Source organism: Sphingomonas sp. PP-CC-1A-547 (assembly GCF_003610375.1).
GTDB lineage: Bacteria > Pseudomonadota > Alphaproteobacteria > Sphingomonadales > Sphingomonadaceae > Sphingomonas.
Map to the genome: position 1 here is coordinate 1 of NZ_RAPZ01000011.1, position 25,498 is coordinate 25,498.

General features: G+C 64.2%; 17 protein-coding genes and 1 tRNA gene. 9 read left to right on the plus strand and 9 right to left on the minus strand.

Features of this window, described 5'->3' with window-relative positions:
- Positions 1–309 precede the first annotated feature (309 nt).
- Complete coding sequence (locus C8J39_RS18920; protein WP_207896942.1) at positions 310–1,071, minus strand: CPBP family intramembrane glutamic endopeptidase; 762 nt, start codon at positions 1,069–1,071, stop codon at positions 310–312.
- Between the two features lie 75 nt (positions 1,072–1,146).
- Here C8J39_RS18920 and C8J39_RS06245 point away from each other — a divergent pair, with 75 nt between their 5' ends.
- The 3 genes from C8J39_RS06245 (at position 1,147) to C8J39_RS06255 (ending at position 2,747) form a co-directional block, all read left to right on the plus strand.
- Positions 1,147–1,638: a hypothetical protein gene (locus C8J39_RS06245; RefSeq protein ID WP_120299771.1), complete on the plus strand. Its 492-nt coding sequence runs from the start codon at positions 1,147–1,149 to the stop codon at positions 1,636–1,638.
- Positions 1,628–1,933: a transcriptional regulator gene (locus tag C8J39_RS06250; RefSeq protein WP_120300431.1), complete on the plus strand. Its 306-nt coding sequence runs from the start codon at positions 1,628–1,630 to the stop codon at positions 1,931–1,933. Before C8J39_RS06245 ends, C8J39_RS06250 begins: the two co-directional genes overlap by 11 nt.
- Before the next feature lie 436 nt (positions 1,934–2,369).
- On the plus strand, positions 2,370–2,747 hold the full coding sequence (locus C8J39_RS06255) for a serine hydrolase domain-containing protein (protein ID WP_259457534.1): 378 nt from the start codon (positions 2,370–2,372) through the stop codon (positions 2,745–2,747).
- Positions 2,748–2,941: 194 nt separating this feature from the next.
- Here the strand turns inward: C8J39_RS06255 and C8J39_RS06260 are convergent, their stop codons facing one another.
- Positions 2,942–3,604: a Fe2+-dependent dioxygenase gene (locus tag C8J39_RS06260; protein WP_120299772.1), complete on the minus strand. Its 663-nt coding sequence runs from the start codon at positions 3,602–3,604 to the stop codon at positions 2,942–2,944.
- 90 nt (positions 3,605–3,694) lie between these two features.
- Here C8J39_RS06260 and C8J39_RS18675 point away from each other — a divergent pair, with 90 nt between their 5' ends.
- Positions 3,695–4,003, plus strand: coding sequence for a hypothetical protein (locus C8J39_RS18675; RefSeq protein ID WP_132833385.1), 309 nt, complete (start codon positions 3,695–3,697; stop codon positions 4,001–4,003).
- Between the two features lie 752 nt (positions 4,004–4,755).
- Here C8J39_RS18675 and C8J39_RS06270 read toward each other — a convergent pair.
- Entirely contained in the window at positions 4,756–6,300 is a 1,545-nt protein-coding gene (locus C8J39_RS06270; protein WP_243649752.1) for a GH39 family glycosyl hydrolase, read from the minus strand.
- A gap of 455 nt (positions 6,301–6,755) precedes the next feature.
- Between C8J39_RS06270 and C8J39_RS06275 the strand changes: the two genes are divergently transcribed.
- Genes C8J39_RS06275 through C8J39_RS06290 form a run of 4 tightly spaced genes read left to right on the plus strand, consistent with a single transcriptional unit; the run spans position 6,756 to position 15,285 of the window.
- Positions 6,756–9,893: a TonB-dependent receptor gene (locus C8J39_RS06275; RefSeq protein ID WP_183037946.1), complete on the plus strand. Its 3,138-nt coding sequence runs from the start codon at positions 6,756–6,758 to the stop codon at positions 9,891–9,893.
- Between the two features lie 54 nt (positions 9,894–9,947).
- Positions 9,948–11,498: a tryptophan halogenase family protein gene (locus C8J39_RS06280; RefSeq protein ID WP_120299776.1), complete on the plus strand. Its 1,551-nt coding sequence runs from the start codon at positions 9,948–9,950 to the stop codon at positions 11,496–11,498.
- Positions 11,495–13,042, plus strand: a complete 1,548-nt coding sequence (locus C8J39_RS06285) for a tryptophan halogenase family protein (protein WP_259457510.1) — start codon at positions 11,495–11,497, stop codon at positions 13,040–13,042. The genes C8J39_RS06280 and C8J39_RS06285 overlap by 4 nt, the downstream gene beginning before the upstream one ends.
- Entirely contained in the window at positions 13,039–15,285 is a 2,247-nt protein-coding gene (locus C8J39_RS06290; RefSeq protein ID WP_243649754.1) for a hypothetical protein, read from the plus strand. Before C8J39_RS06285 ends, C8J39_RS06290 begins: the two co-directional genes overlap by 4 nt.
- 65 nt (positions 15,286–15,350) lie before the next feature.
- Here the strand turns inward: C8J39_RS06290 and C8J39_RS06295 are convergent, their stop codons facing one another.
- Genes C8J39_RS06295 through C8J39_RS06305 form a run of 3 tightly spaced genes read right to left on the minus strand, consistent with a single transcriptional unit; the run spans position 15,351 to position 20,196 of the window.
- Complete coding sequence (locus C8J39_RS06295; RefSeq protein ID WP_243649922.1) at positions 15,351–16,982, minus strand: alpha-L-fucosidase; 1,632 nt, start codon at positions 16,980–16,982, stop codon at positions 15,351–15,353.
- 2 nt (positions 16,983–16,984) lie between these two features.
- Positions 16,985–17,782, minus strand: coding sequence for an SGNH/GDSL hydrolase family protein (locus C8J39_RS06300; RefSeq protein WP_183037947.1), 798 nt, complete (start codon positions 17,780–17,782; stop codon positions 16,985–16,987).
- Complete coding sequence (locus C8J39_RS06305) at positions 17,782–20,196, minus strand: glycoside hydrolase family 31 protein (protein WP_120299779.1); 2,415 nt, start codon at positions 20,194–20,196, stop codon at positions 17,782–17,784. Before C8J39_RS06305 ends, C8J39_RS06300 begins: the two co-directional genes overlap by 1 nt.
- A gap of 190 nt (positions 20,197–20,386) precedes the next feature.
- Here C8J39_RS06305 and C8J39_RS06310 point away from each other — a divergent pair, with 190 nt between their 5' ends.
- Complete coding sequence (locus tag C8J39_RS06310) at positions 20,387–22,021, plus strand: DUF5597 domain-containing protein (RefSeq protein WP_120299780.1); 1,635 nt, start codon at positions 20,387–20,389, stop codon at positions 22,019–22,021.
- Positions 22,022–22,429: 408 nt separating this feature from the next.
- On the opposite strand, the gene C8J39_RS06320 is transcribed toward C8J39_RS06310, so the two are convergent.
- The 3 genes from C8J39_RS06320 to C8J39_RS06330 form a co-directional block, all read right to left on the minus strand.
- A tRNA-Glu gene (locus C8J39_RS06320) sits at positions 22,430–22,504 on the minus strand.
- A 61-nt stretch (positions 22,505–22,565) separates the two neighbouring features.
- Positions 22,566–24,317 carry a single-stranded-DNA-specific exonuclease RecJ gene (gene recJ / locus C8J39_RS06325; protein WP_120299781.1) on the minus strand — a complete coding sequence of 584 codons (1,752 nt, stop codon included), beginning with the start codon at positions 24,315–24,317 and terminating at the stop codon, positions 22,566–22,568.
- A 445-nt stretch (positions 24,318–24,762) separates the two neighbouring features.
- Positions 24,763–25,446, minus strand: a complete 684-nt coding sequence (locus C8J39_RS06330) for a 2OG-Fe(II) oxygenase (RefSeq protein ID WP_120299782.1) — start codon at positions 25,444–25,446, stop codon at positions 24,763–24,765.
- Positions 25,447–25,498 lie beyond the last annotated feature (52 nt).

Below are 25,498 nucleotides of genomic sequence, written 5' to 3' on the forward strand. Positions count from 1 at the left end.
AGACGTCCAGACCCACGAAATGCGTCATCGCTCTCACTCCTTCCCTCGATGCACGAGGTCAGGTCGACCCCGATCCAGGCATCGTACGTGAAGGGCTGCAAATCTCATCTGCTGTCGAAATGCAGCCGCCGCGATACACCATCTTATGGGTCCTGCCCGCAGAGGGCGTTCTAGCGATGATCGCCCACTTTCGGACGTTCAAACGCGCGCGGGTAAAGCCCAAAACCTGTCATTCGCTCAGGCAGCCTGACCTTAGGAGAGGGAGGCACAATTCGCCCTGCTTGCACGGTTAAGGAGACGCCGATCTTCTCACGAATCTGCGACGGCCCAACGCGGCGCTTTACGCGAGATAAACCAGTCCGCGATCGCAGGGCGAATGAAGAAGGCAACTATATCGATAACCGCGTGCGCGATCATGACCCGCAGCAGCGATCCGTGATGGAGGTAGTAAACCGTCAACAGTGCGCCGCCGGCCGTGGTGGCGAGCATTCCCTTCCAGCCATAATGCGCATGCGCCAGACCGAAGGCCAAAACCGAGAATGCAAACGAGACAGCGAGCGAGCCCGTGACTTGAAAGAGCAGCAGCGGAAGCGCCAGCCGGAAGAACAGCTCCTCGCTGAAACCGGCATTGAGGCTGAGCAACAGCGCTAGCATGGCTTCGCGACGGTTGCGGGGAATGAGCGCCTGGTCCGGGCTCGCTTGCGGCGAAAGGCTTCTCTTAAGCCGCCGCCACTGGATGGCGACCGATAGGACGATACCGAAGAAAAGGCCGATCGCGATCGACAGCCATTTATCGCTGGAGATCTTCTTACCGGAAGCTAGCAACCGGCTCGCCGGTGCGAACGCCGAGGGGAATCCGTCAAAGGGCCAGAGCGCGTGCGCCAGCCAAAGGCTGACTAAGCTTGCACCAACGAGAACCACGAAGCTCTCGATCAGCCATCGGCGATAGAGACTCTGTCGCGCCATCGTGTCGGATTGCGTCTGGAACCGTGCGTACGCGGTAATATCGCGCCGCACCCACCACGTCCCCCCGACGAGCGTGACCGCGATCCAAGCCGATGTAAGCACCATGTTCGTTCCTGTCATGTCAGTTTCCGTATTGGAAAGTGACTGTTGCTTTCCAGATTGTCAAACCGTAAGTTGCTGATGAAGAAAACGACCGGACTGCTCGCGGGAGAATGGTACATGGACCAAGTGGAGGCGGCGCGGTCGCTGGAGATGATGCGGACGGCGCGCGGGGCGTTGGCCGAGCGGGCGAAATGGTCCTTCGCCCGCCACGCCGCAGTCGGGCTGCTGCTGGGCGGGCTGATTGCCGGCTATGCACTGCCCGGTCCATGGCCGGTGATCGTGGCGGCCGCTTGCATGGCAGCCACCACGATGGTCGTCGCTCGCGATCGGCGGCGGGACGGATTCTTCGTCAGCGGGTATCGGTCCGGGCGCACGCGGTGGGTGACGTTTGCGATGCTGCTGGTCGGGATGGCTGCGCTGGTGGGCGCAATCGTCCTGAAGAAACGCTATGGCCTAACCTGGGCGCCGGTCGCGATCGGGAGCGGCATAGTGGTATTCGCTACAATCATTAGCATCGTGTGGGAGCGGGTGTACCGGCAGGAGCTGGATGGAGCGCTGCATGGGCGTTGAGCTGCTTGATCCGCTGATCCACCCCCCGGCGCGGCTGCAACTCATGGCGCTGTTGGCCGATGTGACCGAGATGGAGTTCGGAATTGCCCGCGACGTCCTTGGTGTCAGCGACTCGGTGCTGTCCAAGCACCTCGCCCAACTCGGCGATGCCGGGTACATCGAGTTGCGAAAGGCGACGGTGAACACCCGGCAACGAACCTGGATCGTCGCCACCGCGGCGGGGCGAAAGGCTTTCAAGGGCCATGTCGCCGCGTTGCAGGCACTTGCGTCCGGACGGGCGCCTTACGGTGCTTGACCGGAAGCGCAAGGCGTCAGGCCGGGGTTGCGCGACTGGTGTAGGAATGGCTTGATCGTCGGGTCAACGCTAGAAAGCCGCCGTTCCGCTAACCTCCCATCAGAACATTCGCGAGCGGATAGCCGGGCTTGAAAATCGGTTATTCGCAAAGTTGAACCAGCTTCCGAAGTTGGGAAGCGAGGGAAGTGGCGTGAGCTTCTAGTTGTGGGGCGTCGCTGACGCGGATCGGTCGGCGGCGGCGGGGGGCTCGGCTAGTCTAGTCGCGTAGAACCTTTATGTCGCAAGCAGGTCGCTGACGGGCGTTGATAATGGATTTGGTGTCTAGGCGGGTTATGCTCGTTGCCCCGTGCATCGGAGCGCTCGCTATAACCGTGGCGGCAGGTGCATCAGCCGCGACGACGCCCAGCACCCTTGCCAACTTGCCGGCCTGAATGGCCTGGCGTCCGTACGGGGTGCGAGCTGGGCAGTGCTGGAAGGCTCCGGAGCAATCTCGTCCGATGTGGTCGGCTATGCAAAGGCTGATACGGTGCTCGCGACACCCGAAACTCTGTTCGAAGCAGCATCTCTGTCCAAGGTGGTTCTGGCGGTCGCGGTTCATGACATAGTGCGGGAAGGCCTGATCGATCTGGATCGACCAGTGGCCGAGCATGTCGCGTTCATCGACGACGGCGTGACGCGGTCGATCACGCCTCGCTACCTGCTCTCTCACTCTAGCGGCCTGCCTGATTGGCGCGACGAAGCGAGCGAGCCGCTAACAAGCGAGTTCGCTCCCGGCATCCGTTTCCGCTACGCTGCGTTGGCCTGGCTGGAGTGACCTCTGCCGGCCCATTGCGCTCCGTTCGCGACATCCGGGTAGCCGTGTTGGGGTTACAGCCCTATTCCTCAGTGCCTCGTAGTCCGTTCCGACCGTGAATGCACATGAACGGGCGTCCGCGTCTGGGCTATGAACGAGAGACTCTCAGTGGCCGGATGTGGGTCTAGCGTTACCTAGTGGTCCAAAGGTTAGTCTTAATCTTCGGCCCAGCGCCTGAGCAGGTTGGACTGTGTCTTTGCCAGCAAGTCCAGTTCGGGCGTCTTGCCAAGGCGGTCGAACAGGGCGTGCCGTGCCGTTTCCAGATCGAACAGGAGTTCGCGGGCATCGGCATCGCGGATCAAGCTGCGTACCCAGGTTACGGCGGCGAGGCGCTCGCCGGATACGACCGGCGCGACGCGGTGCAGCGCCGTCGTCGGATAGACCACTGCATCGCCTGCCGCGAGTTTCACGTCCTGTTCGCCCGCCGCGGACTCGATCACCAGCTCACCGCCTTCGTACGTGTCGGGCTCTGACAGGAATATCGTAACGGACACGTCGGTGCGCATGCCGCCCATGATCGCGTCGTCGACATGGCTGCCATAGGCCATGCCAGGTTCGTAGCGGCTGAACAGCGGCGGGCGAACCACGTGCGGCCGTGTGGCCATCCGGAACACCGGGTTCGCGAGCAACCGGTCGACCACCAAGTCCTGCATGACGGCCAACAGCGGGTCGGCGCGGTCGACCTGCTCGTTGCGCTTGACCGGGCGGGCTTCGCGACCAGCGGTCCGGCGCCCATCGACATAACGCGTCTTGCCGAGATTATCTCGCAACGACTGGAGATTGTTGGCGTCCAGAACGTTGGCAATCATGATCAACATCAAGTTTCTCGTCGCGTCGGCGTGACGTCGGGACGGGTCCCTATCAGTCCAAGGCCATGTGGCCAACGCATTGGCGAATAAGGAATTAGTATGCGTACGAAATTGTGGATGGGCGTTGGCGCCTTCGTCGTCGCGCAGTCCGGCCAGGGGATCCTGACCGAAGCGGCAGCCAAACCTCTGGCGCCGTCCATCGACCAGGTCGGCGAAGGCGGCGAGAACGAGCGCGGCGAGGGTGAGGGCGAAGGTGAGGGGCGCCACGTCGTGCGCTCGACCAAGTCGCGCCACGTCGTCCGCAATCCCCGTCGCGCGCGTGCCGCGCAACAGCATGCGGGCCAGCGCGGCGAAGGCGAATATGAAGGTGGCGAGAACGAAGCTGGGGAAGGCGAGGGCGAACGCTGATCCTCGGTCAAAAACGAGGAGGAGCCAGTCTGGAATTACGCGCACACTCACATGGGCCGTGGCGGCGATAAAACAGTATACCTGGTTAAAAAGCGAGATCGTCTCGCACCGGCTGATCCTGGACTCGAGCGTCTTTAATGCGGTTAAAACGCCGGGAACGGTGCTGGCGGCATCGTAAGCACAGGCGCTACCCAGCCGCTCCGCCTTGCTGACAACGGCACGTTCCTGAAACCGGTGGCCGGGCGGGCTGATGGTCACCTCATGCGCGCTTGGGTTCAACCGTTCGTCGTTCGTTGGACCCGCATCGTGCGATGAGGTCTCCTGCAAAAAACGATTGTCTTCGGGCAAATCGGATAAAAGGTCGTCGTCCCCGGCTGACCGTTTGCATCGAAACGCTGCATTGTCACGGTTCGCCGTCACTATCGGTAAGGGCTACGATGACGTGCCCCGCCGGGTCGGGATCGACGTTGATCAACCAGTCACAGGCTTTCCTGACCAGTTGCGCCGGCCCTCTACTGCCATCCCCTTCCATGCGGACCAGGATAATTTCCCGTGCCAGCGCCTGTGCGGCGCTGTTCGCGCATCGCCAACGCGACTTGTTCAGGACAAGTATCGACCCGATCCTTGCCGAGTTACGGTTGCTACCTCCGGTTCGTGGCCAGTTTCCTGTGCCGTAGAGTCGGCGAAACTATCGAGTTTCGACGATTTAAGGGAGTTGAATTCCCTATAAATTTAGGCGTCCTCGATTGTGGTTAATTATGGCGCAGTTCCACCATCGCGACGTCTTGTTCGCGCATTTGTAGCGTCAGTCGATAAGGCTTTCCCGCGCGGACATGAATAGTGCTGATAAGCGGGGCGTCGGTCGTAACGCTTTGCAGTTTTTGCAGTTGCGCATCAGTCAGCTTGGCAGGGCGGCCCATTTCTAGGTAGGTCGAATACGCGTCGTTTTGCTGGAAGCCGGTGCGCCGCGTCCGTAGCTGGTATAATCCCGGCTTCAATCCTGTCAGGTCGAGCGTGAGCGGCGTGGTCAGTGCAGGCTTGCGCAGCTTGGTAAAGAACGGGCGATTGCTGACGGGCTGATTTGGCAACACCGCTCGCCAGGCCAGTACCTGCAATGTTCCATCCTTCAGTGCGGCGATGGTCTGATCATCGCCGGTGGGAAATTCACGGTCGCCGAGATCCGCCAGATACTTGTACGCGAACCACGATGCCTTGCGCACGCCTTGCGGCGTCATCAATCCGAAGCCGCCCTCGAACGGTCGGGTTTGTGGGCCCGGCTCTTCGAACAAGTCGCTGTAAGTCCAGTAACTCATGCCCTGCGCCAGTCCCTCGGTCCGATGGAGCTTCGACAAGATGTACGCAGCGCTCAGATAATCATCGTGAATGGGATCGCGCGGATTGTAGCTGGTACTCCATTCGGTGAAAAAGAGCGGAAGGCTGGATCGCCCGGCTGCTTCCATTTCCTTGCGAACCTTACGCACATCCTGAACAATAGCATCCGGATTACGCGAGAGTTTGTTGTCGCCCTCACCCTTTTCGTCCAGAAAACCGCCTTCGACGCCGTAGGTGTGCGTCGTGATGAAGTCGACCGGAACGCTGTTCGTCTTGGCGTATGCGAGAAATTCGGGGATCCATGCCGCGCCCGCGGTCGACGGTCCACCGATGCGCAACTGTGGGTCGATCGCCTTAATCGTGCGCGCAGTCCGGCCATAATAATCGAAATACGCCTGCTGGTCCGCTTTCTCCCAGAAACCGTCGAGGTTCGGCTCGTTCCAGAATTCGAAATACCAACTGCGCACTTCCTTCGCCCCATAGCGTGACACCGCATGGCGAACGAATGCATCGACCAAAGTCGTCCATTTTGCGGGCTCTGGGTGGGAGGTATTCCCCTTCCAGTAAAAGAGCGTTTGGTCGGATTGTTTCATGCCGTCGGGCGTGAAACCGAGTTCCACAAACGGCTTCAAGTCCATCTTCAACAAATTATCATACAGATAATCAATACGACGCCAGTCATAGACGGGCTTGCCGGCAACTTCCCGATACACATGCAGTTGATCGGCAAAGATGTTGTGGAAGCGAATATGTCGGAAGCGAAGTTCCTTCTGCACCGTTCGCAGTTGCTCCAGACTATCATGACGGATGAGCGTGCCCGGATAATCCGCGCCGATGGACATTTCCGCCATTCGATTTCGCGGTTGGGTTTTACCCTGAACGTTGACCGCAATGACGTGGGGTGCAGTCTTTTGCGCGCTCGCGTCACTGGGAACTGAGACGCCCAGAACGATCCCGGTTGCCAATGCGGATGCCCGTGCTGCGTACCGAAAATGCATTCTGTGCTACCCCGCTGAAGCGGTCGACGTACGATGATAGCCTTATCAAGGCAATTCCATGCGGTTCGCCTGGTTCGAACCACATAATGCCGAGGTCGGTGCCGGAACAAGAGCCTGCCGTTTCCGGGGGAATGCCGGGGCGGCGAAGCAGGCCCGGTAATATCCAGGCCACGGCTCGTGGCTCGACAGGCGAAATTTGGAGCGATGGCAGCGAGATGAGGGGTAATTGCGACGAAGCCGCGCTCTTGCGGCTGTCCAAGGGATCTCATCACGGCGGCGGAGCAGGCTGCATAAAAGATGACGTATTATTCAATTGTCCTATAATAGTGTTAGGGCTAACGCCGGCGTAGAAGCATCGTGACGAGAAGATGCAGCTAGAGGATGTGGCGTCCCAAAGGGTGTCGCATAATGGGGGGGGATTTATGAGCGTTTTCACTACCGATTCCGGTCGACGTTGGCATGCCGCAGCCGCAATGCGCGCTAGTGTGTCCTTGGCAGCGCTGCTCGCTGCCGGCGTTAGCGGCAATGCCTGGGCACAGGCCGAGACGCAGGCCATATCGCCGAACACGACGCAGGCAGCAGCACCGGGACAGGGTCCCGGCGATCCGGCCGCTGACCAGGGCGATGGTGACATCGTCGTCACCGGCCGTCGCGCCGCACTGGAGGCGGCGGATGAGCGCAAGCGTCGCAGCGAGACGATCGTCGACTCGATCGTGGCCGACGATGCCGGCAAGCTTCCCGACAACTCGATCACCGAGGTTCTTCAGCGTGTCTCGGGCGTGTCGATCGTGCGCTTTGCAGCACTCGGCGATCCCGATCACTATTCCGTCCAGGGTTCGGGCGTGCAGGTCCGCGGCCTGACCGGCGTGGCATCGCGTCTCAACGGCCGTGAGATCTTCAGCGCGAACAACGGCCGCGCGATCCTGTGGAGCGACGTGACACCCGAGCTGATGTCGGCGGTCGACGTCTACAAGGCATCGACGGCGGACCTGATCGAGGGCGGCACCGGCGGTCAGATCGATCTGCGTACCAAGCTGCCGTTCGACTTCAACGGCAAGTTCCACATCGCGGGCACCGGGGAGCTCGCGCTCGGCGACATGGCGAACAAGGCCGATCCTTCGGGCTCCGTGCTGGTCACCGACTCGTTCGATACGCCGATCGGCCGGATCGGCCTGCTCGGCGACGTCGCGTTCAGCCAGTTCAGCTCGCTGTCGCAGTTCATCCGCGTCAGCCCCTATTTCAAGACGAAGCTCGGCGATGGCAGCGAGCGGTACGTCCCCAGCGGCTTCGCGTATGGCGACGAGGCGTTCCAGTACAAGCGCTATGGCATCTACGGTGCGGCGCAGTGGCAGCCGGTCGACTCGCTGACCTTCACCGGCAGCTTCTTCCAGTCGCGCTACAAGAGCCAGTCGAGCGACTACGGTACGCAGCTCGATTCGCAGACGCTGGCGGTCGATCCGGCGAGCAGCACGTTCGACAGCAACGGCCTGCTAACCAAGACGAACGCACTGTTCAATCGCGATACGGGGACGTTCCTGCCTACCGGCGGCTCGGTCAACAGCAGCGGCAACAAGGGTTTCGTGGAGAGCAATACGCGGACACGCGATTACTCGCTGTCGTTCGCGTGGGCGCCGGATGACAGTCATTTGTCGCTAAAGGGATCGCTGCAGCGTGTCGATTCACGCCAGATCTACGACCGCGTCGACATCTTCCGCGACATCGGGTTCGGCCAGAGTTTCGGGATGGACCTGACTGGCGACCTGCCGCAGATCACCGTCGGTCCGGCGGCGCAGGCGTCTTTCGCCAATCCAGCGAATTATTTCTGGACGGCATCGATGCCGCACAACGAACGCAACAAGGGTCGGCTGGACGCCGGGCAGCTCGATGCCGAATACAAGTTCGACGACAGCTTCTTCCGGTCGGTCAAGGTCGGCGGCCGCTATGCAAAGCGGACTGAGCGCGACCTTGCGAACGGCTATAACTGGGCGGCGCTCGGCCGCGGGTGGAATGGCGATCCGCAGCTGACCTATGCCAACGCGGCACCGGGCGACGTCGCCAGCCACGCGTTCAAGGACTTCTTCCGCGGCGACACGACCCTGCCGGGCAACCTGATGTTCGCGTCGGAAAGTCTGGCGGACCGGTTCAACGTCAATCGCACCGGGTTGGTACAGTCGCCGCCGACGAACTTCTGTGGTCCCCCGACTATCGACGATGACAACAACCCGGCTACGCCGAACGTCTCCAATCCTCTCTGGAACGATTGCTCGTCCAAGGGCCCATTGCCGGCCACTGGCTATGGCGGCCTTTCTGGGATCCGAGCACCGGGCTTCGTCCTCCCAGGCGACGAGGTGCAAAATCGTACCAAGAACATCGCGGGCTATGCGCTGGTGCGGTTCGGGCCCCAGGGGGATGCTCGTGGCATCTCCGGTAACGTAGGTGTGCGGGTCGTGCACATCGAGAACGAGGGCAGCGGGTTCATCCAGCAGAATGGCGGCACTGTCTTTATCCGCAATGGCGCTCAGGTTTCGCTCGCGAACACCTTCCTCGCGCGCGGCGGCAAGGCGGACTTCACGCGCGTTCTGCCGTCGGTCAATATCGAATATGCGCCGACCGACCGGATCAAGGTGCGCGGCGGGTACAACATCACGATGGATCTGCCGACCTTCAACGCGCTGCGCGCCTCGGGGTCGATCGGCGTGGCGACGACGCCCAGCCAGACTCCGGGCGGTATCGGGACGTTCAACAACTTCACCGCGGACACCGGCAATCCGTTGCTGAAGCCGACGCTGTCGAACAACTTCGACGTCTCGCTCGAATATTACGGGCGTGCAGGCACATCGTTCCACATCGCACCGTTCTACAAGCGGCTGACCAACCTCCCAATCTATGCGCTGACGACCCGGCAGGTCACCGTCCAGTTCACCGACGGGACGACGGAGAACGTCTCGGCGTCTGCGACCGACTATAGCAACGCTACCAAGGCGGCGACGGTAAAGGGCGTCGAAGTCGGGGGACGCTTCTTCTTCGACATGCTGCCGGGCGCGCTTGCCGGTATCGGGTTCGAGGGCAACTACACGTTCATCAAGAGCAGCAATCCGGGCGATGCCTACCGCGATATCACCGGTGCCAGCAGGAACGATGCGCCGCTGGTGGGTCTGTCGAAGCACAACCTTAACGCGACTTTGCTTTATGAGCGCAATCCGATCTCGTTGCGGATCGCGTACTCGTGGCGCTCGCAATATCTGCTGTCCACGAACAGCAACGGCACGAACGGTACGTATACCTATTACAGCGCGCCGGGCGTCGTCAGCAATCAGGATGGCGGCCTCGATCCCACCACCCAGATCGCGCTGCCGATCTATGGCGGCAACTACGGGTCGATCGATGCCGGCGTCCGCTTCAAGGTGACCGACTATCTGTCGTTCGGCGTGCAGGGTACCAACCTGACCGCGTCGACGCAGCGCACGCTGATGGGTGGTTACCCTGGCGGCAAGCTGGTCGGGCGTAGCTGGTTCCAGGCTGATCGTCGGATCAGCACTGGTATCAACCTCGCCTTCTAACGATGATACGCTGCTCGCCGACACCGTGTCGGCGAGCAGCAAAGCGAGGCTGTAATGACCAAGCGGATCCTGATCGTGGGCGGTGGCACCGCCGGGTGGCTGACCGCGGGCTATCTCGCCAAGCGGCTCGGCGCGGACCTGCCGGGCGGTGTCGCGATCACGCTTGTCGAGTCGCAAGACATTGGGATCCTTGGCGTCGGTGAGGGGACGTTCCCGACGATCCGGCGAACGCTGGCGACGATCGGGATCGACGAGGCGGACCTGATCCGTCGCTGCGGTGCGACGTTCAAGCAGGGTGCGAAGTTCGTGCATTGGCGCCACGCGCCGGGGCAGGGGGCAACCGATCATTACTCGCATCCCTTCCAGGTCGCGGATTCAAGCGATGGCCTCGACCTGCTGCCGTATTGGCTGCTGGGGCATGGCGGTCCGGAGAATTGGGACGAGGTCTCCAATCCGCAGAAAAAAGCCTCCGACCGGCATCGCGCACCCAAATTGCCGACCAATCCCGATTATGTCGGGCCGCTCAACTACGCGTTCCACTTCGACGCCATCGCGCTGGCCGGTCTGTTGCGCGAGCAGGGGGTGAAGAACGGCGTCCGGCACCTGACCGACACCGTGAGCGAGGTGCTGCTCGATGCCGAGGGTGCGATCGGCGGCGTGCGCACCGAGCGGAACGGCGTTCTGGACGCGGATCTTTATATCGACTGCACCGGCTTTCGCGCCGAACTGATCGGCAAGGCGATGAAGGTTCCGTATCGCTCGTGCCGGGACGTCCTGTTCTGCGATCGCGCGATCGCGGCGCAGCTACCCTATGCGCGGCCCGACGATCCGATCGCCTCCTACACGATATCGACCGCGCAGAAGAACGGATGGATCTGGGATATCGGGCTCGATCGCCGGCGGGGCATCGGCCATGTCTACTCGTCCGATCATGGCGACGACGAGACGGCGGAGCGCGTCCTGCGGGGCTATCTCGGCGCGGCGGGTGAAAAGGCCGATGTGCGCCATTTCAAGTTCGATGCGGGCTACCGCGAGGTCAACTGGTACAAGAACTGCGTCGCGGTCGGGCTGTCGAGTGGTTTCTTCGAGCCTCTCGAAGCGACCGGCATCGCGTTTGCAGAGGTGTCGGCGGGAATGATCGCCAACCTGTTCCCGTGGGGCGGCGATTACGAGACGTCCGCGCGTCAGTTCAACGCGAACATGCTCCGCCGCTACGAGCGAGCGCTCGATTTCATCAAGCTCCATTATTGCATCTCGGAACGGCGCGACACGGCGTTCTGGCGCGACAACGTGGCCGACGCGTCGGTGCCCGACAGCCTGCTGGAACTGCTCGACCGGTGGCGCTTCCGGCCGCCCAACGAGCTCGACATCGACGGACAGGTCGACATCTTCACCGACGCGAGCTGGCAGTATGTGCTGTACGGCATGGGGTGGAAGACGGACCTAAGCGCGAAAGCCGGTGCCCTGCGCTATCACGAGGATGCGCGGCGTGCGTTCGCCGAGGTACAGCGTCAGGCGCGCTACGCGATCGCGAATCTCCCGTCGAACCGCGACCTCGTCAGCTATGCTCAAACCCGCAACTTCGGCACTCGAGCAGCAGCGTGACGGGCAACGCGACGGCGGGGAACGGGGCGGGCAGGGTCACCAAGGTCGTCATCGTCGGCGGCGGCACCGCAGGCTGGATGACCGCCGCTGCGCTGTCGCGGCTGGTGCCAAGCGGCGTATCGGTCACGCTCGTCGAATCCGAGGAGATCGGCACAGTCGGTGTCGGCGAGGCGACGATCCCGCCGCTGCTCGACTTCAACCGCATGCTGGGGATCGACGAAGACGCGTTCGTCCGCGCGACCGGCGCGACGTTCAAGCTGGGGATCGAGTTTCGCGACTGGGCTCGGCTCGGCGACGCATATCTGCATCCGTTCGGTACGCATGGCCGTGATATCGGCGGGGTGCCGTTCCATCAGCTCTGGCTCCGTCAGGCCGCGTTGGGCAACCCCGATCCGGGACCGATCGGCGACTATTGCCTGTCGGCAGTCGCAGCGCGTCGCGGGCGGTTCACCCGGCCGAGCGCCAATCCCGAGTCGGTCCTGTCGACCTTGTTCTACGCGTTCCACTTCGATGCCGCCTTGTACGCGAAGTTCCTGCGCGACATGGCGGAGCAGGACGGCGTGGTCCGCGTCGAGGGTCGCGTGGTCGCGGTCGAGAGGGACGCGGGGACGGGATTCATCGAGGCGGTGCGGCTCGAAGGCGATCACCGCATCGACGGTGAATTGTTCATCGACTGCAGCGGTTTCCGATCGTTGCTGCTGGGCGACGCGCTGGACGTTCCGTTCACGAGCTGGAAGCATTGGCTGCCATGCGACCGGGCCTGGGCGGTGCCGAGCCAGCGACAGGGAGGTCTGACCCCGTATACGCGCGCGACCGCCGATACCGCCGGATGGCGCTGGCGCATCCCGCTTCAGCACCGGGTCGGCAACGGGTACGTCTATTCCAGCGCACACATCGACGACGACGATGCAAGGCGCGCGCTTTTGGCGGGGTTGGAAGGGGAGGCGTTGGGCGAACCACGCCAGTTGCGCTTCGAGGCAGGTCGACGGGACCGGCTATGGGAGCGGAACTGCGTTGCGATCGGGCTCTCCGGCGGCTTTCTCGAGCCGCTCGAGTCCACCAGCATTCATTTGATCCAGTCGGGCATTACGCGACTGATGAGCCTGTTTCCCGACCTGGGGTTCGGCGTGACCGAGATCGACGAGTATAACCGCGTGATGCTGCGCGAATACGAACAGGTCCGCGATTTCATCATCCTGCATTATCACGCGACCGAGCGATCGGACTCGCCGTTCTGGGACCAGTGCCGGACGATGGCGATCCCGGCGTCGCTGTCGGCCAAGCTGGCGCTCTGGTCGGGGAAGGCGCGGGTGTTTCGCGAACAGGGGGAATTGTTCACCCCAGATGGCTGGATCGCGGTGCTGCTTGGCCAAGGCATCCGGCCGGCGTCGTTCGACCCCCTGGCCAGCGCGCTGCCGGCCGACGAGTCCGCGCGGTTCCTGGCGCATGTTCGGGACGTGATCGACAAGACAGCTGCGGCGATGCCGACGCACGAGGCGTTCATCGCCCAAAACTGCGCTGCACGAACGCACCGGGCGGCATGATCCCGTTGCGGCGCACAGGCGGACGGCTGGCTTCGACAAAGCGGCTGCGCATCGTCGCGACGACGGCGTCGCTGCTGGCGTCCCTCGCAACGCCAGGGTCCGCCCGCGCGCCTGACGCGGTGGCGTATCGCTGGACCAACGTGACGGTCGGCGCGGGCGGGTATGCGCCCAACATCGTCTTCAGCGCGGTGGAGCGGGGGCTCGCCTATCTCCGGACCGACATGGGTGGCGCGTATCGCTGGGACCAAAAGATCGCGCGCTGGGTGCCGCTGCAGGACGGTAACGCGGTGCCAAGCTACATGGGTATCGAAAGCATCGCGCCCGATCCCCGCGATCCCGATGTCGTCTACATGGCGGCAGGGGTGGGTGCCAGCCAGCCCGCGGCAATCCTGCGATCCGCCGACCGGGGACGATCCTGGCAGATTACGCCCGTCCCGTTCGCGATGGGCGGCAACGAGGATGGTCGCGGGCTCGGCGAGCGGCTCGCGATCGATCCCAATGCGACGAGGCGGCTGTTCTTCGGCTCGCGGCACGACGGCTTGTGGCGCAGCGACGATGCCGGCGCGACCTGGGCAAAGGTCGCGCGCTTTCCAGTCGCGGGGCTGGGACGCCCCGGTTTTCGCCGGACGCATGGCGGGGTCGCCTTCGTCGCGGTCGATCCTACCAGCGGCGGGGCAGGCCGACCGTCCCGGCGCGTGTGGGCCGGAGTTGCCGATCCGGGCGCCACGCATCTGTATCGTTCGGACGACGCCGGCGAGACGTGGGTCGCGGTGACGGGGCCGGCGCTGCTCGCGGCCAAGGGCGTCGTCGATCCGCGGGGCGTGCTGTGGGTCGGCTATGCGAGCGGGCTGGGGCCGAGCGGCATCGCGACCGGCGCGGTGTGGCGTTACGATCGCGACGGCACCGGCCGCGACGTGACCCCCGCCGCGTGGCGCGATACCGGGGCAGAGGGCGCATTCCTCGGCGTCGCGGTGTCCGCGATGTCGCCGGGAACCACCGCGGTCAGCACCGTCGACCGCTACAAACACCGGGATTCGCTCTGGATCAGCCGCGACGACGGCCGAAGCTGGGACGATGTCGGGCCGCGCAGCCGGCGCGACGTGTCGGCGACGCCGTTCCTGTTGCACGAGGGGAAGGGTGCCGATTTCGGCCACTGGATCTCCGGCCTTGCGATCGATCCGTTCGATCCTGGTCATGTCGCCTACACGACCGGCGCGACGGTCTACGCGACCCGCGCGCTCAGGCGGTCGGGCGCGGTTGACTGGATGCCCTGGACCCGCGGGATCGAACAGACGGCGATCATCACGCTCGCGTCGCCGACCGGGGGCGCGCCGTTGATCTCGGGGTTCGGTGATCTCGCCGGTTTCGTACACGACGATCTCGACCGCTCGCCGCGGCCGACGTTCGTCGATCCGTACATGTCGAACACCAACACCATCGACTACGCCGGGATGGCGCCGAACGTCGTCGTTCGAAGCGGCAGTCTGTACCTTGACAGGCCGCGGGACGCGTCGATGGGGCGGTCGGAGGACGGCGGCCGCACCTGGACCGAGATCACCGTGCCGCCGATGGGCAACCCACCGCGGCGCGAGGACCTGAATGGCGATTGGCCGATCACCGTATCGGCTGACGGCACGACGATGGTCGTAGCGACCCCGGTCCCGCAGGTGTCGCGCGACGCTGGGCGCCATTGGTCGATCGTCGCCGGGCTGCCGGGCAAGATCCGTGCGGTTGCCGACAAACGCGACCCAAGGATTTTCTACGCGGTCGACGTCCTGCATGGGCGGGTGCTGGTGTCGCGCGATGCTGCAGCCAGTTTCTCCGTCGTCGCGGCACGAGGGCTGCCGGCCGATCTCAAGCCGGTCGGCAGGCAAGGTCGCGAAGCGCAAAGCGGCCTTGTGGCCGACCCCGACCGCACGGGAACATTGTGGCTGCTGGCGGGCGAACGGCTGTTCCGGAGCATCGACGGCGGTGCGAACTTCGCGCCCGCGCATGGTGAGCTGCGGGTCGAACTCTTCGGTCTCGGCCGGAACGGTGTGTTCGCGATAGGCACGCTCGCCGGTGTCCGGGGGGGCTGGCGCTCGGTGGATCAAGGACGGTCCTGGGCGCGGATCGACGATGACGCGCATCGCTGGGGCGGCCGCTACCGCGTCATCTCCGGCGATCCCAGGCGCGAGGGGCGGGTCTATATCGGCACGGACGGCCGTGGCCTGTTCTACGGCGATCCGATCGCGGCGCGATAATCCGGCGCTCACGAACGCTTGGCATGCGTCGCTAGGGTCGGCTCGAACGAGCGGATCGTCGAAAGCTAGACCAGGCCGCGGCCTTCCAGCTTCAGGACGGGGACGAAACCCTCGCCGGGGTTTGCAGGCATCGTCAGGTGCAGCCCGCGTGCATCGCGGCGGTGCGCCACGCGGTTGCCGCCGAGTAAAGTCACGCGCTCGACCACGCCGTCGGCGAAGCGGTTGCGTCCCAGTGCCTCGATCGTCACGTCGCCCTGCGGCCAGCCCAGGAACAGCGCGTAGAGCGCCCCCTTGTTGGTGGTGAAGCGCACGTCGCGCGACGTGAACACGCCCGAAGACTGTTCGTTCTGCATGCCGGCCTGCAGCTTGGTCGGGCCCTCGCCGTAGATGCGCCATGGCCGCGAGCCGAAGATCGCCTCGTCGTTGACCGCGATCCAGCGGCTCATGCCGTCGAGGATCTTCTCCTCCTCGCCGTCGATCGAGCCGTCGCCTGGCTGCGGAATCGAGAGCAGCAGGTTGCCGTTCTTCGACACGACATCGGCAAGCCGCTGGATCACCTGTTCCGCGGTCTTGTAGCTTTTGTCGGTGAGCCGCGCGACGTTGTAGAACCAGTCACCGATGCATGTATCGGTCTGCCACGGCTCGTCCCACAGATGATCGGTGAAGCCGCGCTCGACGTCCTGCACCAGCCCGAACCGCGCATAGGGCTTCAACTGCTTGGCGGTCAGGACCACGTCGATCTCGCCGTGCCACGCGATCGAGCGGTTATAGTAATCCGCCGCTGCCTGAAGCCCGATCGGGCCGAACGGCAACTCGTAATCGTCGAAATAGCAGAAGTCGGGCTTGTACTTGTCGATCAGGTCGGTCTGGCGCAGCAGCCATTTCGCGGCATAGCCCGGATCGTTCGGCGGCGGTGTCTCGATCCACTGGCCGTCGTTCGCGTCGTGCCACGCGTTCATCGCCGCGATCGTGTCGATGCCATTGGGCAGGACCGCATGCGCGCCGGTGTAGAGCTGTTGCGGGTCGAGCCCGTCCCACCATGTGCCGCGGCCATCGGCAGTGCGCAGTGTGAACGCATCATAGCGCTGGCCCTTCAGCGGACCGGTCGGATCATAGCCATAGGCGGTCTGATACCAGTGCCAGCTATGCGCAGCGTGGTTCGAGACGCCGAACTTGAGCCCGGCTTTCCGCGCCGCCTTTTCCCAGGTGCCGACGACATCGCGCTTCGGCCCGACGCGGAGCGAATTCCAGGCGTGATAGCGGCTGTCGTAGCAGTCGAGATTGTCGTGATGATTGGCGAGCGAGACGAAGTATTTCGCCCCCGCCTTGGCATAGCGGGCGATCAGCGCGTCGGGATTCCAACGCTCCGCGGTCCAGCGGTTCATCACCTCCATCATCCCCGACTTGGTCGGATGACCATAGGTCTTGAGGTGATGTTCGTAGGCGGGGTGGCCCTGCATATACATGAATCTGCCGTACCAGTCGCCCTGCTCGGGCACCGATTGCGGCCCCCAATGCGACCACAGGCCGAGCTTCGCGTCACGGAACCACTCGGGGTAGCGATAGTGATCGACCAGCGATTGCCAGGTCGGTTGCACCGGGCCCCGCGCCAGCCCCATCGGGCTCTGCGCTAGCGCATGTGTTGCGGGACCAAGTGCGGCGATCCCGGCGAGAACTGAACGGCGGCTGAGATCGATACTCACTTGGCTGCGACGGTCCGGCGGATCGCGGCGAGCGCCAGCGGGCGCATCACCGCATAGCCGGCGGGGGTCGGGTGGACGCCGTCGCTCGCCAGCCCCGGCTTCATCGCGCCCTCGGGCGTGGCAAGCGCGGTGTAGTAATCGACATAGGTGAAGCCGTTCTTCGCAGCATAGGCCTTCAACCAGCTATTGAGCGCGCGGATCTGCGGCACCGGCTGCTTGTCCTTGCTCCACGGAAAGGCGGCGGCGGGCGGGGTCGACGCGATGATGACCTTGATGCCGTTCGCACGCGCTAGGTCGGCCATGCTGGCGATGTTGCCCTGCACGATCTCCATCGTCGAGGCGCCGGTGTTGCCGGCGATGTCGTTGGTGCCCGCCATGATGTGGACCGCGCGCGGCTTGAGCGCGATCACGTCCTCGCGGAAGCGCACCAGCATCTGCGGCGTGGTCTGCCCGCCGATGCCGCGATCGACCAGGCCGCCGGTGAACAACGCTGAGTCCGCACCGATCCAGTTGTCGGTGATCGAATCGCCCATGAAGACGATGCGCACCGGCGTGCTCGATGACTTCAACTGTTCGTTCTGCGCGCGGTACCGGCAGAGCTGGCCGAAGTCGCGTGTGAGCATGTGCAGCTTCCACGCCTCCCATCCGGCGCCATCGGTTGGCGACGGATGCGCGGGGCAGGGGGCCGCGACGATCCCGACCGGATCACCGGCATAGGGATCGCCCGGGACATTGGTCTGCGCGGCCGCCGGCAACGAGACCAGCGCCAACGCCGCAAGAGCGATCCCGCGCATCACTTAGCCGAGACGATCTGGACCAGCGACGCGGCGTCCTGCCCGGTCGGCAGCTTGCCCGATGCGGTGAGCCTCCGGGTCTTGTCGTCCCAGCGCAGCACTGCCTTGCGCCCGCCCTTGGTGCGATAGTCGTTGGTCACGCCGTCATCGTCGTACAGCGCGAAGCTCGCATCTGCACCGGGATAGACGCGGATGCTCTCGAGCGCCTGCGCCGTCGCGGTGCTCGGCACCTGGACGCCCATCGGGATGATCGACCCGGCGCGTACGAACAGCGGGATCTTGTCGATCGGCGCATTCGCGGTGACGGTCTGGCCGCCCGTGAACCGCTGGTTGGTCCAGTAGTCATACCATTCGGCACCCGCCGGCAGATAGACCTGGCGGCTGGTCTTGCCCTGTTCGGTGACGGGCGCGACCAGGAAGGCGGGGCCGAACATATATTCGTCGCCCATGTCGGCGACGTTGGGATCGTTCGGGAAGTCCATGAACAGCGCGCGCATCATCGGCGCATTGCTCTCGTACGTATGGCGCCCGAGCGAATAAATATACGGCATCAGCGAATAGCGCAGCTTCAGGAAGTTCGCGAGGACCGGCTCGGCCGCGGTGCCGTACTGCCAGATCGCGGTGGCCGGCCGCTGGCCGTGAATCCGCAACGTCGGCGTGAAGACGCTGTAGCCGAACCAGCGCGTGAACAACTCGGGATAATCCGCGTAGTCGGGCGCCATCGCGGTCGCGCCGCCGGGATCGAGCAGCACGGGGCGGGTCGCCTTGGGCCCATTCGGCCATTGCCACCCGCCGATGTCGCTGCCCCAATAGGCCATGCCGCTGGCGGTGAAGCCGAGCCCGGCAGGGACTTGGCGGTGCAGCGCCTCCCAGGTCGACTTGATGTCCGACGACCAGAACAGCCCGCCGTTGCGCTGTGCGCCGAGATAGGCCGCGCGCGACAGGATCAGGTTGCGCATCGTCGGGCGATCCTTCGCCGACCCGTCCGCCACGCTCATCGTGTGGAGCAGCGGGAAGACGTTGTGATAACGATCGCCCGAGCCGATCGAATAGAAGCTGCCATCGGGCACCAGATCGGGCTCGGTCTCGTCGAGCCAGAACCAGTCGAAGCCCTGGCTGGCGATGTTGTCGCGGATCCGGTCCCAGAACCAGTGTCGCGCATCGGGGTTGGTGCTGTCGAGCAACGCGCCCGCGCGGTCGGAGCGGATCGGCAGGCCGTCGACGACGTTGCCGTCCTTGTCCTTCAGCAACCAGCCCTTGGTCGACAGCAGGTCGAAGTAGCGCGATTCCTTTTCGAACCGCGGCCAGACGCTGATGATCGAATGCATCCCCATCGACTTCAGCTTGTCGTTCATGCCCTTGGGATCGGGGAAGTAATTCCGGTCGATATCGAGCTGACCCATGCGCGACCAATAGAACCAGTCGAGAACCATGATGTCGAGCGGCAGGCCGCGGCTGCGATACCCGTTGGCGACATCGAGCAACTCCTTCTCGGTCTCGTAGCGCGCCTTGCTCTGGATGAGGCCGAACGCGGCCTTTGGCGGCAGCGGCGTGGTGCCGGTCAGCGTGGCGTAGCCGGCATAGATTTCGTCGGTGGTGGCGCCGGTGATGACGAAGAACGAGACGCGCTCGCCGACTTCCGACTGCCAGTGCGTCGCGCTGTGCAGGCCGGGCGAGACGATTGTCGAGGACGGGTTGTCCCAGACGATGCCGTAACCCTTGTTCGTGACCATGAACGGGACGCAGACCGTCTCGCCCGCGGGCGCATCGTAATTGTGGCGGCAGTCGATCGTGCGGCCGCGCAGGTCCAGCTTGCCTTCCTGGTTCTGGCCCAGGCCGTAATAATGCTCGTCCGCGGGCGAGGCGAAGCTGGCGCCGACGCGGAACGTCTTCTCGCCGTTGACGGTGTGCGGGGCCATTTCCCAGCCGGTCATCTGCGTCAGCATCGAGCCGTCGGGCTTGCGGATCGTCACCGACACGGGCGGCAGCGACGGCGCGAAATATCGCTCCATCTGCGACGGCGCCTTGGGCCAGGGCTTGGCGTCGACCGACAGCGACAGCGCGGACGAGGTGAAGACGTCGGCGCCTGCATCGCTACGATGCGTCCAGCCGGCGGCATCGGGCTTTGCGTTGGGACCATCGCCGGGGGGCGCGTCGACCTGGCCACGGTCGGTCGCGATCGTCACGCGGACGATGTTCGGGGCATAGGCCTCGACCGAAACCAGGCTCCCGTTGCGGTCGACCGTCGCGATCGGTGCGGCAAAGGCGGTGGTGCCGAGCGTCGCGAGCGCGACACCAATAGCCAACCGTGCGACCAGGCGCGACGACCAGCCCCGCGACGAGCGGTCTAGTCGCGACGTCTTGCCGGACTGATCGGACGGCTGCGTGACGACACGGGCTGGGGCAATATGCATTAAAATCCTCTCCACGGGCTTATGCCCTTACGGTAACGCGATCATGGCCGGAACGGCGATTTTGTCGTATAATTGCAGATACGGGAGATGGATCAACTGTATTTCCGTTGATCGTCGCACCCCGGGACTAAAAATCCGGGCGTAACCCGTTCGCTTTGCGCTCACGGAGAAGGATGCAGTCTTGGTTCGTATGAATAAGCTAATCGCGGGCGTGGCCCTTTCCGTGTCGTTGAGCGGCGGTACCGCGTCGGCACAAACCATGACCGAGGTTCCGCGGATCGTCAGCAAGGCGGGTCGGCATGCGCTGATCGTCGACGGTGCGCCGTTCCTGATGCTGGGCGCGCAGGTCAACAACAGCAGCAACTATGCGTCCGCGCTGCCGCAGGTGTGGCCAATGCTCGACCGGATCCATGCGAACACTGTCGAGATCCCGATCGCGTGGCAGCAGGTCGAGCCGGTCGAAGGAAGGTTCGACCTGAGCTTTCTCCAGACGCTGCTCGATCAGGCGCGGACGCATGACAAGCGCGTCGTACTGCTCTGGTTCGGGACGTGGAAGAACACCTCGCCCGGCTACACGCCGGATTGGTTCAAGGCCGACAATCGCCGTTTTCCGCGGATGAAGATGAAGGACGGCACCGACCATTATGTCCATTCGCCGATGTTTCGCGCGACGCTGGAGGCGGACAAGCGCGCGTTCGTCGAGGTGATGAAATATCTGAAGGCGCATGATCCTCAGAACACGGTGATCATGGTGCAGCCCGAGAACGAAGTCGGCAGCTATCGCTCGCCGCGCGACTACGGTGCGCAGGCGAATGCGGTGTTTGCAAAGCCCGTGCCCGCCGCGCTGGCCAAGGCGCTGAAGAAACCGGGTGGCAGCTGGACGCAGATGTTCGGCGCGCAGGCCGACCGCGCGTTCAACACGTGGCACACGGCGCGCTTCGTCGACGAGATCGCCGCGGCGGGCAAGGCGATCAAGCCGTTGCCGATGTACGTCAACGCGTCGCTTGCAGGGCCCTCGAACGTGCCCGATCCGACCGGCGTCGCGAGCGGCGGACCGCAGCAGGACGTGCTGGATATCTGGAAGGCGGCAGCGCCTGCGATCGACTTCCAGGCACCCGATATCTACGACCGTGATGCGGGCCATGTTGCGCTGTACCTCGACGCGTATGCGCGGCCCGACAACGCGCTGATGGTACCCGAGATCGGCAATGCGAAGGAGTTTGCGCGGTTCTTCTATGCGGCGCTCGGGCGCGGTGCGATCGGCTACGCGCCGTTCGGCATGGATGACACCGGATATTTCAACTACCCACTCGGGGCGAAGGTGCTCGACGACGACACGGTCGACGCGATCGGGCTGAAATACGCAGCTCTCTCGACGATGGCGCGCGACTGGGCCAAGATCGCGTACGAGCATCCGACCTGGGGTGCGGCCAAGCCCGACGAGAGCACGGGGCCGACCGCCCCTCAGTCTACCACCATGGGGAACTGGACGATCGCCACCAGCTACGGCGAATGGCAGTTCGGTCAGAAGGACTGGACCTGGATCAAGTCCGAGCCCCCCGTCTGGGCGAAGCAGCCTGTGGGCGGCGTTGCCGTCGCACATCTGTCGCCGAACGAATTTCTCGTGGTCGGCGATCACGTCCGCCTGAACTTCGGGACGGCGAAGGATGGCCCGAAGAACGCCTCGGTATTCCGCGTCGAAGAAGGTCGCGTGGTCGACGGACGATGGGTGATGAGCCGCGTGTGGAACGGCGACCAGACCGACTACGGGATCAACCTCACCACGCCGGTCATTCTCAAGGTGATCATGGGTAGTTACAAGTAACTGCGGCGAGTTCGACCGATATCAGACAATGGGGAGGGCTCTACAGTGCTGCTCGCGATCGGTGTTCTTTCTTCGTCGTAGCGCATCGCGGATGCCATGAACCTGCACCGCGTCATGGCTTCGGGCTGCGCCGGAGCATTCGGTGTTGGCGCTGGAACACTGCGTTGGAAATTGAAAACCACGCTTGGATGTCCGCTATTGGGGCTTGGCGCCACACTTCCGTACCCGCCGGGTAAGAATAGCCTTACTCCGAGCGTTATATAGTAGAATTTTCCATTCCCATTTCAGGGTCATCGGAAAAGAAAACTTAAAGTTCGTCTCAAGACTGACTATTTGCGCCAAATTTTATGGCCGCAACACGTATGTTCCAATAATGGCTTAACCACGTTTCCACCACAAAGTGGTGGTTGGTGACCCCTACGGGAATCGAACCCGTGCTTCAGCCGTGAAAGGGCCGCGTCCTAACCGCTAGACGAAGGGGCCTGCGTGGTGGAGGCCGACTAAGGGGAAGGGGGCGGGGCGTCAAGCGTTTCGATACAAGAATTTAGTCCGCCCACGCCGCGTCCTCGATATGAAGTTCGGCCGACGGCCGCGAGGACCAGTCGTCGATCTTCGCGCGGCCGGCGAGCCAGAGCTTGCGGTGAGGGGCGGCGCCCAGAAGCGCTTGGCCCAGCGCGCTCTCGGCCGCGCGGAACGCCATCGCCTTGACGCTGCGGCCGTCGTCGCCCGCGACGATCGTGCGGACGTGGCCGTTGCCGACGATGTCCGCCTTGATGACGCGAACTGGGCCCATCGCGACGCGGGGGGCTGGCCAGCCCATGCCGTAGGGGCCGCCGGCTTCCATTGATTCGACGAGGCCGGGGTTTACGCCGCCAGCTGCCAGCACCGCGTCGAGCAGAAGGGCGCGGTCGCCGTTCGAGCGTTCGATTGCGGCGGCGAGCCGCTCCTCTAGGAAGTCGGTAAAGGCGGGGATCGCGGCCTCGCTGATCGTCAGGCCGGCGGCCATCGCATGGCCCCCGCCCGCCACGAGCAGTCCGTGTTCGCGCGCAGCCATCACAGCGGCGCCGAGGTCGACGCCCGGGATCGAGCGGCCGGAGCCCTTGCCGATGCCGTTCTCGTCGATCGCGATGACGATCGCGGGGCGGCCTAGCTTCTCCTTGAGGCGGCCGGCGACGATGCCGATCACGCCGGGGTGCCAGCCGTGGCCGGCGACGACGGCGACCGCGCGATCTCGGCTGGAGAGGAGGTCTGCGGCTTCCTGCACCGCGGTTTCGATCGCGCGGCGTTCTTCGTTGAGGCGGTCGAGTTCGGTGGCGATCGCGCGCGCTTCGTCTGGGTCCTGGGTGGTCAGCAGGCGCACGCCGAGGTCTGCGCGACCGACGCGGCCGCCGGCGTTAATGCGCGGGCCCAGCGCGAAGCCGAGGTCGGTGCAGGTCGGGTTGCGGGTCAGGCGCGAGGCCTCGATCAGCGCGGCGACGCCGATGTTCTTGCGCGCGCCCATGACCTTCAACCCTTGCGACACGAACGCGCGGTTGAGGCCGCGGAGTTGTGCGACGTCGGCGACCGTTCCGAGCGCGACGATGTCGAGCAGGTCGATCAGCTTGGGCTCGGCGCGATCCTTGAAGAAACCGCGGGCGCGGAGTGTGCGGACGAGTGCGGCGGCGGCGAGGAAGCACATGCCGACCGCGGCGAGATGGCCGTGCGCGGCGCCTTCGGTCTCGTCGAGGCGGTTGGGGTTAACCAGCGCGAGCGCGTGCGGGAGCGCGGTCGAGCATTTGTGGTGGTCGATGACGATCACGTCGACTGCCGCGTCGCGGGCGGCGTCGAGCGCGTCGAACGCCTGCGCGCCGCAATCGACCGTGACGATCAGCGTGGCGCCTTCGCCGGCGAGGCGGACGAGCGCTTCGCCCGACGGGCCGTAGCCTTCGAGCAAGCGGTCGGGGATGTAGGGGCGGGCTTCGATGCCGAGATCGCGCAAGACGAGCACCATCAGCGCGGCGGAGGTGGCACCGTCAACGTCGTAATCGCCGAAGATCGCGACCTGTTCGTGCGTCTGGACGGCGTCGGCGAGGCGTTCGGCGGCGCGGTCCATGTCGCGAAAGATCGACGGGTCGGGCATGAACGCGCGGATCGACGGCGTGCGGTGCGCGTCGAGCGCATCGCGGGGGCAGCCTCGGGCGAGGAGGAGTTGAGTGACGAGGTCGTCGCCGGTAAAGCCGTCTCGGCCGTCAGCCGCTAGGGCTCGCCAACGCCAGGGCTGGCCGAGGATGGAAGAGGTTACGCCGAGAACTGTCATGTTTCGGACGTAGTGGCTGTGGGGGGATTGTCGAGCGGGGAGGGGGCAGGGCGGTTGCTCGTACCGTCATCCTGACGAAAGTCAGGATCCAGTATTACGGCGGCAAGCGCTCATGGCTCTGGATCCGTGACTTTCGTCAGGATGACGTGAGGGGGGCGGGTGTGTCGCTGGTAAGGCGGAGGTTCAGCGAGGGCGAAGTCCCCGACACCCCCCGTTCGTGCTGAGTAGCGACCGAGTAGCTTCGTAGAAGCGTATCGAGGGCGCGTATCGAAGCAGGGTTCCGCGCGCCAACCTGTGCTTCGAGACGCCGTCTCGATACGCCGCCTGCGGCGGCTACTCGACGGCTACTCAGGACGAACGGGGAGGGGGCGAGGTAAGGAATCCGCGCCGGGCGGATCCGCAACAGGGGAGGGGCGAGCGATGTTGGAGTCGGTCTACGCAACCCTCACTTCATCCACGGTCGCTCGCGAAACCACTTCGTCACGATATACTTGACGCCCTCAACCACCGGCATGCCCTCGTGCAGCGTCAGCCCGTTCGGCGTCCCATCCGGGTTCATGTTGTTCCACGCGAGCAGCATGCCGCGTTTCGGCGCGATCTTGACGCCGGCCTGCGGGAACCATGTCGCGCCGCCTTCGGGGACGTCGTTGAGGAACACCATCGCGGTCCAGGTGCGCTGACCGCCCTGCTCCTGCATCTTCGCCCAATAGCTCTCGGACTCGTGGAAATAGTCGTGGTGCGCGCGGAATTGCTGGCCGGGGGCGTAGCGCTGGCCCTGCATCGTCTCGCCGTGGAGCAGGTCTATCCCGAGCAAGGTCGCGATCGCCTCGTCGGTCGGCTGCACCTCTGGCGACCAGCGATCCATGTCGCAGCTCTCGCTGGTCCGGAAGTTGCTGTTCGGGCGATCGGACAGCAGGGTCGACGGCCGCCGCTTGGAATCGATCACGGCGATCAGCCGCTTGCACGTCGCGGGATCGAGGAACTTGTCCTGATAATAGAACTGCACCGTGTCCATCGCGATGCGCTGCACCGCCGGATTGGCGTCGAGGCACGCGGCGACCTGCGATCCGAAGGCCTGGCGGACTGCCGCGGCCGGATCGACCTTCTTGGCTTTTGAAAAGATACCCACGCCGCAGGATTTGGCGAAACGCCTTCAAAACGCAAGAGCCCCGCGATGATCT